10 protein-coding genes and 1 riboswitch are annotated in these 14,255 nt (G+C 56.1%); of the genes, 6 read left to right on the top strand and 4 right to left on the bottom strand.

What is annotated here, in order from left to right; translation table 11 throughout:
* Window positions 1–135 precede the first annotated feature (135 nt).
* Window positions 136–1,749, top strand: coding sequence for a chaperonin GroEL (gene groL / locus ALMA_RS06160; protein ID WP_086105999.1), 1,614 nt, complete (start codon window positions 136–138; stop codon window positions 1,747–1,749).
* Between the two features lie 160 nt (window positions 1,750–1,909).
* Here the strand turns inward: groL and ALMA_RS06155 are convergent, their stop codons facing one another.
* Window positions 1,910–2,197, bottom strand: a complete 288-nt coding sequence (locus tag ALMA_RS06155; RefSeq protein ID WP_094726835.1) for a WXG100 family type VII secretion target — start codon at window positions 2,195–2,197, stop codon at window positions 1,910–1,912.
* A gap of 264 nt (window positions 2,198–2,461) precedes the next feature.
* Between ALMA_RS06155 and ALMA_RS06150 the strand changes: the two genes are divergently transcribed.
* The 4 genes from ALMA_RS06150 (at window position 2,462) to ALMA_RS06135 (ending at window position 7,270) form a co-directional block, all read left to right on the top strand.
* Entirely contained in the window at window positions 2,462–3,193 is a 732-nt protein-coding gene (locus ALMA_RS06150) for a response regulator transcription factor (RefSeq protein WP_094726834.1), read from the top strand.
* Between the two features lie 60 nt (window positions 3,194–3,253).
* Window positions 3,254–5,557, top strand: a complete 2,304-nt coding sequence (locus tag ALMA_RS08325) for a sensor histidine kinase (RefSeq protein WP_094726833.1) — start codon at window positions 3,254–3,256, stop codon at window positions 5,555–5,557.
* Window positions 5,558–5,800: 243 nt separating this feature from the next.
* Window positions 5,801–6,190: a cold-shock protein gene (locus ALMA_RS06140; RefSeq protein WP_094726832.1), complete on the top strand. Its 390-nt coding sequence runs from the start codon at window positions 5,801–5,803 to the stop codon at window positions 6,188–6,190.
* Between the two features lie 45 nt (window positions 6,191–6,235).
* Window positions 6,236–7,270, top strand: coding sequence for a DUF3027 domain-containing protein (locus ALMA_RS06135; RefSeq protein WP_244568898.1), 1,035 nt, complete (start codon window positions 6,236–6,238; stop codon window positions 7,268–7,270).
* A 5-nt stretch (window positions 7,271–7,275) separates the two neighbouring features.
* Here the strand turns inward: ALMA_RS06135 and ALMA_RS06130 are convergent, their stop codons facing one another.
* The gene (locus ALMA_RS06130; protein WP_094726831.1) at window positions 7,276–8,217 is read right to left on the bottom strand and encodes a universal stress protein; all 942 of its coding nucleotides are present in this window, start codon (window positions 8,215–8,217) and stop codon (window positions 7,276–7,278) included.
* A gap of 185 nt (window positions 8,218–8,402) precedes the next feature.
* Between ALMA_RS06130 and ALMA_RS06125 the strand changes: the two genes are divergently transcribed.
* On the top strand, window positions 8,403–10,970 hold the full coding sequence (locus ALMA_RS06125) for an ATP-dependent Clp protease ATP-binding subunit (RefSeq protein ID WP_094726830.1): 2,568 nt from the start codon (window positions 8,403–8,405) through the stop codon (window positions 10,968–10,970).
* A gap of 264 nt (window positions 10,971–11,234) precedes the next feature.
* On the opposite strand, the gene ALMA_RS06120 is transcribed toward ALMA_RS06125, so the two are convergent.
* A complete protein-coding gene (locus tag ALMA_RS06120; protein ID WP_094726829.1) occupies window positions 11,235–13,397 on the bottom strand; it encodes an energy-coupling factor transporter ATPase in 2,163 nt (720 codons plus the stop codon).
* Entirely contained in the window at window positions 13,394–13,969 is a 576-nt protein-coding gene (locus tag ALMA_RS06115; protein ID WP_094726828.1) for an ECF transporter S component, read from the bottom strand. The genes ALMA_RS06120 and ALMA_RS06115 overlap by 4 nt, the downstream gene beginning before the upstream one ends.
* Window positions 13,970–13,976: 7 nt before the next feature.
* Window positions 13,977–14,096: riboswitch (FMN riboswitch) on the bottom strand.
* Between the last annotated feature and the right edge of the window lie 159 nt (window positions 14,097–14,255).

Raw genomic sequence — 14,255 nt, 5'->3', positions numbered from 1 at the left:
CCGGAAATTAGCGTTTTCTTCCGAGGAGGTGTTACTCTTAGGGAAGAAAAGTTGAGTGCTTGGGACTCAGGTTTTGAAAACTCGACTTCTAGATTTTGATAACACTCCGTGTGAACTCAGTGTGAAAGGAAGATCATGGCAAAGATAATTGCATATGATGATGAAGCACGTCAGGGCATGCTTGCTGGTCTCGACCAGCTGGCAGATACCGTGAAGGTCACCCTCGGCCCTAAGGGTCGTAACGTCGTTCTCGATAAGACTTACGGCGCTCCTACCATCACGAATGATGGTGTGTCCATCGCTAAGGAGATAGACCTCGAAGATCCATACGAGCGCATCGGTGCTGAGCTCGTGAAGGAAGTAGCGAAGAAGACCGATGACGTGGCTGGTGACGGAACCACCACGGCTACCGTGCTCGCGCAGGCACTCGTGCACGAAGGTCTGAAGAACGTAACCGCTGGTTCGAACCCTATCGCTCTGCGTCGCGGTATCGAAAAGGCTGCATCTGCTATCGTTCAGTCTCTGCTGGATTCTGCTAAGGATGTGGAGACGAAGGAGCAGATAGCTGCTACTGCTACCATTTCTGCTGCAGATCCTGAGGTCGGCGAGCGCATCGCTGAAGCTCTGGATAAGGTAGGCCAGGATGGCGTGGTCACCGTCGAAGATAATAACAAGTTCGGCCTGGACCTCGACTTCACCGAAGGTATGCGCTTCGATAAGGGCTACATCTCCCCATACTTCGTGACGAACCCAGAAGACCAGACTGCAGTTCTCGAAGACCCATACATCCTGCTCACCTCGGGTAAGGTTTCCTCTCAGCAGGACATCGTTCACGTGGCTGAGCTCGTCATGAAGTCCGGTAAGCCACTGCTCATCGTGGCTGAGGATGTGGATGGCGAAGCACTTCCTACCCTCGTGCTGAATAAGATTCGCGGCACCTTTAACACTGTGGCTGTAAAGGCTCCAGGCTTCGGCGACCGCCGTAAGGCTATGCTTCAGGATATGGCCATCCTCACTGGCGCACAGGTCGTCTCTGAAGAAGTGGGTCTGAAGCTCGACTCCATCGATGAGACCGTGCTCGGACACGCAGCAAAGGTCATCGTTTCTAAGGATGAGACCACCATCGTATCCGGTGCAGGCTCTGCTGAAGAAGTAGCAGCACGCGTGGCACAGATTCGCCAGGAAATCGAGTCCACGGATTCCGACTACGACCGCGAGAAGCTCCAGGAGCGCCTCGCGAAGCTCGCAGGTGGCGTGGCCGTCATCAAGGTGGGCGCGGCTACGGAAGTAGAAGCGAAGGAACGTAAGCACCGCATCGAAGATGCTGTGCGTAACGCAAAGGCAGCTATCGAAGAAGGTCTCGTCCCTGGTGGTGGCGTGGCCCTCATTCAGGCAGCTGCTGCAGTGGAAGATTCCGTCCAGCTCGAAGGTGACGAGGCTACCGGTGCCAGCATCGTCTTCCGCGCTGTGGAAGCTCCTATCAAGCAGATCGCCTCGAACGCAGGTCTGTCTGGTGATGTGGTCATCGATAAGGTGCGTTCCCTGCCTGCAGGCCACGGCCTGAACGCAGCATCCGGTGAGTACGAAGACCTCATGGCTGCTGGTGTGACCGACCCAGTGAAGGTGACCCGCTCTGCTCTGCAGAACGCAGCATCCATCGCTGGCCTGTTCCTCACCACGGAAGCAGTGGTAGCGAATAAGCCAGAGCCGGCTGCTCCAGCTCCTGCAGCTCCAGACATGGGCTACTAAAACTGGTCTGAGTACGTCTAGTCCTTACTGAGCAAGGCTTGGTAAGCTGAGCAAAGCTTATAGCCTTGCGCATAAGAAAGTCTCGCATCGCTTCGTTTTCTCTCGAGAAGGCGAAACGATGCGAGGCTTTCTCGTTCTTGGCGAAAGGTGGGGCTTGGTTTTAGCTGAAGAGCTGGCTGGCCTGAACTTCAGCATCTGCATAAACAGCAGCGGCCTGGCTGAGCGCCTGCTGAATATTTTGCAAGGTGCTTTCCATGGCATGCTGAGATGTTCTCCACTGCTGGATGACAGACTCGAACTGGGTGGCAGCTGAGCCCTGCCAGGAACCTTCCAAGGCTGTGAGGTTCGTATACATGGCCTGAACGGCTGTACGCATCTGGTCTATAGAGTGATACACAGCTATACTGGCCTGCTGAATCTCCTCTGAATTTACGTGATACTGTGGCATGAGGGTGGTCCTTTCTTTTTTCTCCATCGCGGTATACCTTTTATCGCGGCATACTTTTTCGATGTCGAGGAAGTAGCTCTTAGCCTACGGCGACTAAAGAGTAAAAGTCCAGCGTGCGGAGCATATGTGACCCGATGTGGAAACACGCCGTGTTCGACGGGGAGGTGGATAAGTTATCCACAGGATGTGAGTGCGTATGAGACATTTCACGAATCTACAGTTCATTCTCAGAAAATTCTCAGATACCTCTGCCATACTGAAAATATGGTAAATAATCAAGAAGCACGTTTAGTAGTAGTGGATGATGAGCCATCCATCCGAGAGCTGCTGTCTGCATCACTGCGTTTTTCTGGATTCGACGTGGTGACTGCTTCGAATGGTACCGAAGCGATAGAGACTATAGTGAGCACGAATCCAGACCTCATCATCATGGATGTGATGATGCCCGACATCGACGGCTTTACAGTGACCAGCCGTATCCGCCAGGAGGGGATAGATGCCCCAGTTCTGTTTCTTACTGCGCGCGATGATACGCAGGATAAGGTGATGGGTTTAACCGTAGGTGGAGATGATTACGTCACGAAGCCATTTAGCCTCGAAGAAGTAGTGGCACGAATCCGTGCTATCCTCAGGCGTACTCAGGACCAGGTGGAGAATGATCCTATCATCCGCGTGGCCGACCTCGAGATTAATGAGGACTCCCACGATGTGACTCGCCACGGGGAGCTCATAGACCTGAGTCCTACGGAGTATAAGCTGCTGCGCTACCTCATGGATAATGAAGGTCGCGTGCTCAGTAAGGCACAGATTCTAGACCACGTGTGGCAGTATGACTGGGGCGGAGATGCAGCCATAGTGGAATCCTATATCTCGTATCTGCGCAAGAAGATAGATGGCGTGACATATACGGATGAAGATGGAAACGAGCAGAAGGTAGTCCCTATCATTCTCACTAAGCGCGGTATAGGCTATATGATTCGTGAGCCACGCGACTAAGTGGGGCATGAACGCACGCTAGAAACTGTAGGAGCCTCTCGCAAAACAGAAAGCTGACGCATGGCACACGTAACGAAAGATACCACTCAGCGCACTACTGTACGTGCGAAGCTGAAGTGGAAGTTAAGTTCCATACCACTGACCACGAGACTCGTGGCAGTGGTTCTCGCGTTTCTCTTCATAGCGAGTTCTGTGCTGGTGATAGCTTCCCAGCAGCTCGTCTCTTCGGCGCTTCTCCAGAAGATGGATACGCAGATTATGCGTCAGGCCACTCTTGTGGTGAATAATCTGCGTTTCCTGCAAAATGAGAATGCGAGCAGCTCGGTGAATGACAGCACCCAGAATCCGAGCACGGACATGACGCCGAAAAATAACGCGCCATCCTTACGGGAGTACCTCAGCCGGGGCTCACAGAGTGGGCAGAGTGGGCAGAGTGGAAGCCAGAACGGTCAGATTCATGCTCCAGAGGGCCGTCCGAAGCCGTACTCGACCACAGGAAACCAGAACCTCGGTCCAGCCGATTATTTCGTACAAATCCGCGATGCGGATAATAACATCGTGAGCATGCCACTCGTGCCTATAGCGCATGATGGTGTCATATCCATTCCTACACTTCCTGCGGAAGGAAATGATGGTAAGGATGCGAACTTCGATTTTAATGAGCCTGTGACGGTTCCGGCGAGTGTGGATATAGCAGATAAAGTCTCGCTGAATGATTATGAGGCGAAAATGGCATATTCACCGTGGCGAGTGGTGGCTATTAAGTTCGTGAATGCGAGCACGAGCGAGCAGCTCATCGCCTATGTGGGCCTGTCCCTCTTCGATGTAAACGAAACGACTCAGGCTCTCACTCTCTACTTCGTATGGGCTGCTGTGGCCATCGTGGTCTCCGCAGGATTCCTCGCGTTCCTGGCCATTCGTCGCTCACTTCGCCCTCTGAAACGTATAGAACATACGGCGGCGAAGATAGCAGCGGGGGATCTGTCTCAGCGCGTGGATAAAGTGCCGGAGAACACGGAAATAGGCTCTCTGTCCGCTTCGCTGAACACGATGCTTTCACGCATCGAACGCAGCTTTAAAAAGCAGGAAGAAGTAACGAACCAGATGAAGCGGTTCGTTTCGGACGCCTCGCACGAACTGCGCACGCCATTGGCCGTCATCCACGGAAGCACGGAACTGTATAAAATGCAGAGAAACGCGCCCGGAATGGATCCGGTGGAAAGTGCGGACATGGTCATCGATCACATCGATAAATCCAGCTCACGCATGTCCGCGCTCGTGGAAGACCTCCTCAGCCTCGCGCGGCTCGACGAGGGGCGTGGCATAGACCTCGCACAGACCATAAAAGTCCATAACCTTCTGGCGGACTCGGTGGAAGACCTCCACGCTCTCGACCCGGAACGTGTCATTACACTCGGACGGCTGAACCTCGAAGCGGGAAGTGTGCTGAAGTCCGTGCGCGAGGCGGGAGCTCAAGCGCGCTCGGCGGGTGCACAGGAGCGAGCCGCTGGGGCGCATGACCACATGCACGACGCCACAGACGAGCAGAATGAAGGAAATGAGGGGGACATTCTCACCTTCGTTCCAGGAAAGCTACCAGACATCAGCGCGGGCGGAGATCCTGTACGTATGCGGCAGGTGATAACGAACATCATAGGGAATATCCACCGCTATACGCCAGCAAACTCACCGGTAGAAGTGGCCGCAAGTGTGGTCGGAGCAAGGATGGATGCGCGCGACTTCGCCACACTGCCATCCACACAGGAGACTTTAAACATGTTCCTCGACGACGTGTCCTCCTTGATGAAGCATGCGCATGCGCTGGAATATGTGGTCATCCGCATTAGCGATCATGGTCCTGGTATGAGTGAAGAGAACCGCGCACGCATCTTCGAACGCTTCTACACAGCTGACCCGTCTCGCGCTCGGGAAAAGGGTGGAACGGGACTGGGTATGTCCATAGCACAGTCTGTGGTAAAGGCTCATCATGGTCTCATCTGTGCTACGGCCACTCCTGGTGGCGGTCTCACGTTTACCGTGGTGCTGCCTATCTCGCAGACGACACTGTTCCGCGAGAATGATCCGGCTGAGGAGAAGCTGCGTGAGAAGAATACGGCGCCGGCCATCTTCGGAAAGCGCAGGCGCACGGCTGGGCGCTCTTCTGCGGGGCGTTCTTCTGCTGGGCGCGGGGCTGAGTGTGTTACTGAGCGTTCGGTTCGGGAAGCTCATGAGGCTCGTTCGGCTCGCGAGGCTCGTTCAGCCCGTGAGATGGAACGAGACATCCTCCCCACGACGGAGATAAAAATCTCGCTCTCTGCGAGCGAAAAAAGCGCGTCGCGTGACTCGTCCCGTCGCTCGCGGTAGAATGTAGGTCTGATAGAACGACTGCTGGAACGGCTGTACGGTCTGCACTCTGTACTCTGCACTCTGTACAGCCGGCGCGTTCTAGGGCTTATGAGCTCTACGACTTGCGCTGAAAGGTCGGCGCTGAAGGTCAGAGCTGCGCCAGGCCAGCGCAGGAAGGCCCAGCGCAGGAAGACTAAGAGAGCAGGTATGCACGGGGCGTGCCTGAAGTGAGACGACGAGAAGGATGAAAAGGTTTCGAAAATGCCGAGTGGAAAAGTAGTATGGGTAGACGCGCAGAATAAGTATGCTTTTATAAGTTCCGATGAAGGTGAGCGCGTCTACATGTCTATGTCTGCGCTGTCGGAGGGAGCGAAGAGCGTGCGTAAGGGTACGCGTGTGGAGTTTTCGCGCATCGAAACGGCGCGTGGAGCTCAGGCGCGTGATGTGAAGCTGCTCACTCCTGCTCCATCGCTTGTGAAGGCCACGCGTCCGCATCCGGAGGATATGGCTGCTATCGTAGAAGATGTGATTAAGCTGCTGGATACTGCTGGGAATGACTTACGTCATGGGCATTATCCTCGTTCGCGCGACGCTCGTAAGCTCGTGCAGGTGCTGCGTGCTGTGGCGGATAATTTCGACGTTCAGGACTAGTTTTCGAGACTAGTAAGAGACTAAGAGACTAAGTAGGGTAAGAACATGACGGAAATGACGCAAGAGGGTGCTCTCGAGAACGATGCTCGTGGCGAGGAGACTGCAGGTGAGCAGCCTGCTGTAGAGCCGGTTACTGCCGAGCAGACTGCCACTGACCAGGCTGTTGCTGACCAGGCTGTCGTTCCAGTCGATGATGCGACGGTAGCTATGGCCCGGGCAGCGCTCGAAGAGCTGGCGGATGTGGCAGACCACGTGGGAGACTTCGTGACGGCTGTGCTCGCTGCTGAGAATGTGGTGGACTTCCGTTTCTCCTCGGAGCTGAAGGGGTATGAAGGCTGGCAGTGGTCTGTGACGCTCTACCATGATGTGGAGGCTGAGCGCTGGACTGTGAATGAGTCCTCACTCCTGCCGACTTCCGAAGCGCTTCTGGCTCCTGCCTGGATTCCGTGGAAGGACCGGATTCGTCCGGAGGATATCTCTCCGACGGATGTGCTGGGTACGGATGCTGAAGATGAGCGTTTAGAGCGGGGAGTTTCTTCTGAGGTCAATTCTTCCTCCACTGAATCCGTCGAATCCAGCGATGATGAGTCTTTTCGAAAGACTGGTGAAGCGTCAGAAGAGCAGGAGATAGTCGATGAGTTTGCGCTCGCGCGCTCTCGCGTGCTGTCCCCAGTGGGGCGCGCTCAGACAGCCGACCGCTGGTACTCTGGTCCTCATGGTCCGAAGTCTCTATCTACACGCGTAGCGGAGGGAAAGACCTGCCAGACATGTGGCTTCTTCGTCCCGATTCAAGGTGAGCTCGGCACTATGTTCGGCGTGTGCGCGAATAAGTGGAGCCAGGATGACGGCCGTGTGGTTTCCCTCGACCATGGCTGTGGCGAGCACTCGGATATAGAGCCGCCAGAACCATCCACCCTGTGGATTCAGCCTGCGCCTACTGTGGATGATAACGATGAGATTATCCTCGTGCCACGTCCTCCACGCGAAAAGCCTACTGCAGAGCAGAGGCGCATAGCTGAAATCCTCGAAGATGCAGAGGATGTTTCGGAGGATACCGAAGAGGAATCCTCCGAAGAGTAGACGTGCTAGTGCACCACTGTTACGGGTGCTACGGATGTATCGAGTAGCTTCTGGCTGACCGATCCGAGGGCATACTTATCGAACTGTCCCAGCCCGCGAGAGCCTACGATGATGCGATGCGCATAGTGCGAAGCATCAGCTAGCCCCTTCGCTGCAGGAACATGTACGGCATGACCAGTTACTCGCACTACAGGGGGGATTTCTGCCTGCTGAATAATCTGGTCGAGGACGCGGCGAGCGAGCTCATCCTCCTCGGCTACCGAAGGTATAGCGTGCTCCGTCTGCATATAATCCGCCAGTGTCTTCGTCTGCCAGCAGTAGAAGACGTGGAGGTCGCGTCCCTCAGCGCGTGCTGCCTCGGCGGCGAAATCTAAGGCGCGCAGGCTCACCTGGGAGCCATCGACCCCCACGACGACAGGCAGGAGATGACCTTCTCCGAGCATGCTAGACTCGAGGGCGCTGCTCGAACGCGAATGCGCTGTGTCATCATTTTTCATAAGGCGGACCACGGTGACGGGTGCGGCAGCGCGGTTTACGAGGTTTTCACTCAGGGACCCGAGGAACCAGCGGGCTACTACATTCATGGTGCGTCTACCCACCACTATTTGATGTGCACGCTGACCTATATCGAGCAGAGCAGTGGTGCCAGCCGCGTGGACGGACGTGAGCTTGAGTGCGGACATGTCGAAGTTCGTATCTACCGAGGCCTCGTCTGCCCAGGAACGCAGCTCGTCATTAATAATGTGCCGCACACGTTCCCAGTCTTTCGGCGTCTGGGGCTCATCTCCCAGATCCCACGAGTGTGTCCATCCGTAGATGGCATGCACTTTCTGACCGGTGACGGATGCTTCGCGCATAGCCCATGTCAGGGCAGCGAAAGACTCTGGCGTGCCATCGACTCCGACGGCTATCTGAGCCAGCTGAGGATGTGTAATCTGTGTGTCCATGATGACTCCTTTTCTTCAGTGTACACCCATTTATGAGGAGGGAAAATTGACACACGAGAAAACGCAAAACTTGAGTCGAACGCACGCAAGTTTTTGTGCTCTCAGGTGGAATTCTCGCGAACACTCAGCAGAAGTTCAGGAAAACCTGTAGAGTAGAAGATAGTAAGAAGTAATGGAGGACAGGAATGTTTGAACGTTTTACCGACCGAGCGCGGCGCGTTATCGTGCTCGCTCAGGAAGAAGCGCGCTCGCTCCAGCATAACTACATCGGCACGGAGCACCTGCTTCTCGGCCTTATTCGCGAGGGCGAGGGTGTAGCAGCGAAGGCTCTGGAGGCGAAGGGCGTACAGTTCGAGGCGACGAAAGCCCAGGTCGAGGAAATGATAGGGAAGGGAAGTGTGGCACCATCCGGCCACATTCCGTTCACTCCTCACGCAAAGCAGGTGCTTGAGCTGTCCTTGCGCGAAGCACTGCAGCTGGGCCACAGCTACATCGGCACAGAGCACATCCTGCTCGGCCTCATCCACGAGGGCGAAGGCGTGGGTACGCAGGTTCTGCTGAAGATGAGCGTGGACCTGACGGAACTGCGTACGTCGGTCATCGATGCTATCCGCGACACGCATGACACGAACTCGGACGGCGAGCTCGCGAACTCGGGTAATGTGGCGAATAAGCAGAACCAGTCCGGCTCTGCTCTGCTCGACCAGTTCGGTCGTAACCTCACCCAGCAGGCACGCGATGGGAAGCTCGACCCAGTCATAGGTCGAAGTGCTGAGATTCAGCGCGTTATGGTGGTGCTCAGCCGCCGTACGAAGAATAATCCTGTACTCATCGGTGAACCGGGCGTGGGTAAGACCGCTGTAGTAGAAGGTTTGGCGCAGAAGGTCGTGGCTGGGGATGTTCCAGAAACGCTGAAGGATAAGCAGATTTACTCGCTGGACCTTGGCTCCATGATAGCGGGCTCGCGCTACCGTGGTGACTTTGAAGAGCGCCTGAAGAAAGTACTCAAGGAGATTCAGACACGCGGGGACGTGGTGCTGTTCATCGATGAGATTCACACCATCGTGGGCGCAGGCTCGGCAGATGGCGCTATGGGTGCTTCGGATATGCTCAAGCCTATGCTCGCGCGTGGCGAGCTACAGACCATCGGTGCTACTACCACGGACGAGTACCGCAAGTACATCGAGAAAGATGCTGCTCTCGAACGTCGTTTCCAGCCTATTCAGGTGAACGAGCCAAGCATCGCAGATACCATCGAGATCCTCAAGGGTCTTCGTAAGAACTATGAAGACCACCACCGCGTGACCATCACGGATAAGGCCCTGCAGTCCGCCGCTGAGCTGTCTGCACGTTACATTCAGGACCGTCATCTGCCAGATAAGGCTATAGACCTCATCGATGAAGCAGGAGCGCGTCTGCGTATCCGTCGCCTTACTGCTCCGCCAGAGCTGAAGGAGATGGACAAGCGCATCGCTCAGCTCAAGTCCCAGAAGGATGAGGCCATCGCTCAGCAGGAGTTTGAAAAGGCTGCATCTCTGCGCGACGAGCAGGAGGGTCTGGAAAAGCAGCGTAAGGACCGCGAGCAGGCCTGGCGTGAAGGCGAGTCGGATGTGTCCATGGTGGTGGATGAGGAAGTCATCGCACAGGTCATCTCTTCGACCACTGGCATCCCAGTGTTCAAGCTCACACAGGAAGAGTCGAAGAAGCTGCTGTCCATGGAGTCTGAGCTCCATAAGCGCATCATCGGCCAGGATGAAGCTGTCACTGCACTGGCTCGCTCTATTCGCCGCGCTCGCGTGGGACTGAAGGATCCGAAGCGTCCTTCTGGCTCGTTCATCTTCGCAGGGCCTACGGGTGTGGGTAAGACCGAGCTGGCGAAGAGCCTGGCGCAGTTCCTCTTCGACGATGACGATGCGCTCATCCGCATCGATATGTCCGAGTTCGGCGAGAAGTATGCGGCTTCGCGCCTCTTCGGTGCCCCTCCAGGATATGTGGGCTACGATGAGGGTGGCGAGCTGACTGAAAAGGTCCGCCGCAAGCCATTCTCCGTGGTGCTTTTCGATGAGATAGAGAAGGCTCATCCGGACATCTTTAACACGTTGCTGCAGGTGCTGGATGATGGCCACTTGACCGATGGTCAGGGACGTAAGGTGGACTTTAAGAACACCATTATCATCCTGACCACGAACCTGGGTACCAGTAAGATATCCCAGTCCGCGAACACTGGCTTTAACCTCAGTGGAGACACGCAGACTTCCTATCAGCGCATGAAGGACCAGGTGTCCACGGAGCTGAAGAGCCAGTTCCGTCCTGAGTTCCTGAACCGACTGGATGACATCATCGTCTTCCAGCAGCTCACGGAGCCTCAGGTGCGTCAGATAGTGGATCTCGACGTGGCTCGTCTGAACGACCGCCTCTTCGAGCGTCACATGTCTGTGGAGCTGACGGATGCGGCGAAGGACCTGCTGGCACAGAAGGGCTTCGACCCTCTGCTCGGCGCACGTCCACTGCGTCGCGTAATCCAGCGTGACATCGAGGATGCAGTGTCCGAGAAGATTCTGCTGGGCGAACTGCACGATAACGAGCAGATTCGCGTGGATGCAGAAGGCGAGGGGATCCTCGGCGAATTTATCTTTACGGCGGTGCCGTTCGAGACGGCGGAGGCTGAGCCTGAGGTGGCGGCGGAAGCAGAGACTGAGACTGCCGCAGACCAGACTGCTGAAGCTCCTGCTGAGGCTCCTGCTGAAGACTAAGTAAACGAGGGTAATGAAGGCGTCCCAAAAGGGGCGCCTTCAGTTTTTACAAAGAGGACATGGACTGGCACGCGAAGTGTGCTGTGCGGAGGAGATCCTAGAAGTAAAAAGTGCGACTTTTCTAGAAGTTCATTGAAAAATTTCGGCTTGCTTGTAGATTTTTTCCACGAACTTCTAGAAAAGTCGCACTTTTCATATCCGATGCCACCCAGATCCAGGCGCAGCCCCAGACCGTCCCCAGCCCCAGATCCAAGCCCAGCCCCACTACACAAAGCTCACGAAATACAGCCCCACCACAGCCGCCAGATACACTACGAATGCAGCCACGAGAGCCCAGTCGCGCCCCGTCATACGCATCACACGCCACGGTACGCGTGTGGCCGAGCTGTCAAATCCGCGAATATCCAGAGCCACACTGAGTTTATCCGCGTGACGCAGAGCGTTCGCAAAGGACGGCACGATGAGCGCTTGCGCGGAGCGAGCACGAACAGCGAGGCTTCCGTGACGAATGGTCCCACCGCGCAGCTCCTGTGCCGTTATGAGCGAGCGTACATCCCGTGTGAGAATGGGGATGAAGCGTAGGGACAGGGACATCATCAAGGAAAGCTCATGCACTGGCCACCCGAGTCGCTTCAGTCCCCCGCACAGAGATTCCACAGCATCGGTGATACGTGCTGGCGGGAGGATGTGCAGCACACTCACGGCCACGACGGCCAGCAGTGCGAAGCGTCCGGCATAGAGTACACCAGCCCACACACCCGCATCCGTCAGACGCACCGGACCGAACTGAACGAGCTCAGCCCCGCTTTGCACGAAGAAAAGATTAAACAGCCCCATAAACGCGATGAAGATCCAGAATCCGTGGAGCTCTGTGACGAGTTCGGATGGCCGTATATGTGCAAGCAGAACATAGGCAAGCGCCACGAGAACACCGAGACCAAGCTGGGCAGGCGTGTGCAGTGCGAAGGATGTAAACAGCGTGAGCAGCGTCACCGTGGTCAGTGCGCGTGGATCGAAACGCGAGAGGGGAGCGGTGACCGCGTCCTCAGGCGTGACGGACGGATCAGCGGCATACGAAGGAGGCTCAAGCAGAATGGCACGCGTGGCGAGCTGACGGATATGCGCGAGCGAATGCGTGATCATGAGGATGGTCATGCCCTGTTCGTGCAGCGCTTCGAGCACGCTGAGCAGCCGTGCTTCCACGTGCGTGTCGAGGCCGGCGGTCGGTTCATCGAGAATGAGTACGTCCGGTTTCATGGCGAGTGTTCCGGCTATGGCCACGAGACGCTGCTGCCCGCCCGAGAGATTCCACACCGGGCTGTCGAGAAGGTCTGTGATACCGAGAAATTCTGCCATTTGGGCGACGCGCGCATCTACCTCGTCTGCGCTCAGGCCGAGGTTACGCGGCCCGAAGGCGATGTCCTCGCGCACGCTTTCGGCGAAGAGCTGCTTTTCCGGCTTCTGCAAGACGAGGCCGATGCGCTCGGCATGAGAGATGACACTGCCCGACGTCGGCTGGAATGCGCCGGCGAGCAGATACGCGAGAGTACTTTTTCCTGTTCCGTTCGGCCCGCTGAGCGTGACGAATTCGCCGCGCGCCACGCTCACGTTCACGTTTTCGAGCACACTTCGTCCGTCGTATGCATAGGTGAGATTTTTCGCTGCGAGGACCGGCTGAGCTACCTCGTTCTGTACTGGTACAGGGATGCGTTCGGCACTGATGCTCTCGTCTGCGCTCACGTCGTGAGGCTTCCCGTCATGGACAATTCTCCCTTCTCCTAGCGTGATGACCCTCTCGCCGAGGGCAGCTACAGACTCGTGGTGCGTGATGATAATGATGGTCACGCCTCGCGAGTGCTGCGCTGAAAGAGACGAAAGAATTGACCTGCGGGCAGCCACGTCCACATACGCGAACGGTTCATCTAAGATAAGCAGGTCTGGCGAAGCAGCCAGCGCGGATGCTATGGCCACGCGCTGCTGCTGACCGCCGGACAGATGCTGCGGGTCGGTGTCGCTGAACGTGAGCATGCCCGTCTGACCGAGCGCGTGCTGGACGGCAGAAGCCGTATCACACGGCGCAAAGCCCAGGTTCTCCGGTTCGAAAGCCACGTCATCCTTCACGGTCGCGCCCACGATGTGGTCTTCCGGATTCTGCGTGACGTAAGACAGCGCATGCCGAGCGCGGATGTATGCGTCGCGGTGCACGCCGCCCGCATCGAATAACGTGTTCCCGAGGACAGTAAGCGTGCCGGATGTGGGAGCACTCACAGCAGAAAGAAGGCGCGAAAGTGTAGACTTACCGCTGCCATTCGCGCCTACTATGGTAAGCCACTGTCCGCGGGGAACCGTAAGCGAGATGTCCTGTAGAACATCACGCTCACCATCGTACGAAAAGCTCACATGGCTGAGCTCGACAGCTGCACTCATACGCGGCGGCTAGCAGACTGTGAGGCGGAGAAGGACTTGAGGAGTCCGGTGATAGGTTTGTAGCACAGCACAGTAATGAGGAGGTGTATGACAGCCTTCATCACGTTAAACGGAAGAAGGATAGGTAGAATCATGGCCACTACAGCGCTGAATGGAGTAGCGTAGTAGAACGGCGTAATGAGAAGGTTCAGGCCTATAGCTGTGATAATGAACAAAACTGCGCCGAGAATCATGGATGCGAAGGCGCCTATGCGGGTGCGTCTCTTCGAGTACAGCCATGCGGACGGGACGCTGAACGCGAGAATGCACAGCATCATGATGAGACCGCCGAACGGATCTGTGAACACATGCGGCAGGGAGCTCAGGACGCTGATAATGACGGCAGCGAGCGGACCATAGGCAAAGCCTGCGAGCAGGACGACGATGCCGCTCGGGTCATACTTGAGGAATGGCGCTGCTGGGAAGATAGGTATCTGAACAAAGCTCAGCACGATGGCGAGCGTGGTGAACAGCGCGTAGATAGCGATGCGCTGGCTGGACCAATACGTCGAAGTAGACGTGGAATTAGACATAGTAGTCTCCTTGTTTCTCTTCATCCGGACTGTACCGTTGGCCTAGGAGTCTCACCTAATCAACCGCTTTCGCGGCTCGCGGGCTGTACCGCCAGTCGAGGAATTTCACCTCACCCTGAAACTTACTCTTCTAGGGTAGCACGATGGGACGATAGGTGGATGTGGTAGCACAGTGATGTGGTAGCAGAGTGGCGTGATGGTATGTCTTCACTTGCTGGGGGGGGGGGAGTCTTTGCTATGATATTCACCTAATGGAGAAGAAATTCTTTTATATAGAGAGGCACTC

The sequence above is a fragment of the Alloscardovia macacae genome, from assembly GCF_002259705.1.
Lineage (GTDB): Bacteria > Actinomycetota > Actinomycetes > Actinomycetales > Bifidobacteriaceae > Alloscardovia > Alloscardovia macacae.
This window is presented reverse-complemented; position numbering and strand designations above follow the sequence as displayed.

Excerpts from the sequence above, each read along its gene's own strand:
- groL (WP_086105999.1), top strand. The coding sequence starts at position 136 with ATGGCAAAGATAATTGCATATGATGATGAAGCACGTCAGGGCATGCTT.
- ALMA_RS06155 (WP_094726835.1), bottom strand. The coding sequence starts at position 2,197 with ATGCCACAGTATCACGTAAATTCAGAGGAGATTCAGCAGGCCAGTATA.
- ALMA_RS06150 (WP_094726834.1), top strand. The coding sequence starts at position 2,462 with ATGGTAAATAATCAAGAAGCACGTTTAGTAGTAGTGGATGATGAGCCA.
- ALMA_RS08325 (WP_094726833.1), top strand. The coding sequence starts at position 3,254 with ATGGCACACGTAACGAAAGATACCACTCAGCGCACTACTGTACGTGCG.
- ALMA_RS06140 (WP_094726832.1), top strand. The coding sequence starts at position 5,801 with ATGCCGAGTGGAAAAGTAGTATGGGTAGACGCGCAGAATAAGTATGCT.
- ALMA_RS06135 (WP_244568898.1), top strand. The coding sequence starts at position 6,236 with ATGACGGAAATGACGCAAGAGGGTGCTCTCGAGAACGATGCTCGTGGC.
- ALMA_RS06130 (WP_094726831.1), bottom strand. The coding sequence starts at position 8,217 with ATGGACACACAGATTACACATCCTCAGCTGGCTCAGATAGCCGTCGGA.
- ALMA_RS06125 (WP_094726830.1), top strand. The coding sequence starts at position 8,403 with ATGTTTGAACGTTTTACCGACCGAGCGCGGCGCGTTATCGTGCTCGCT.
- ALMA_RS06120 (WP_094726829.1), bottom strand. The coding sequence starts at position 13,397 with ATGAGTGCAGCTGTCGAGCTCAGCCATGTGAGCTTTTCGTACGATGGT.
- ALMA_RS06115 (WP_094726828.1), bottom strand. The coding sequence starts at position 13,969 with ATGTCTAATTCCACGTCTACTTCGACGTATTGGTCCAGCCAGCGCATC.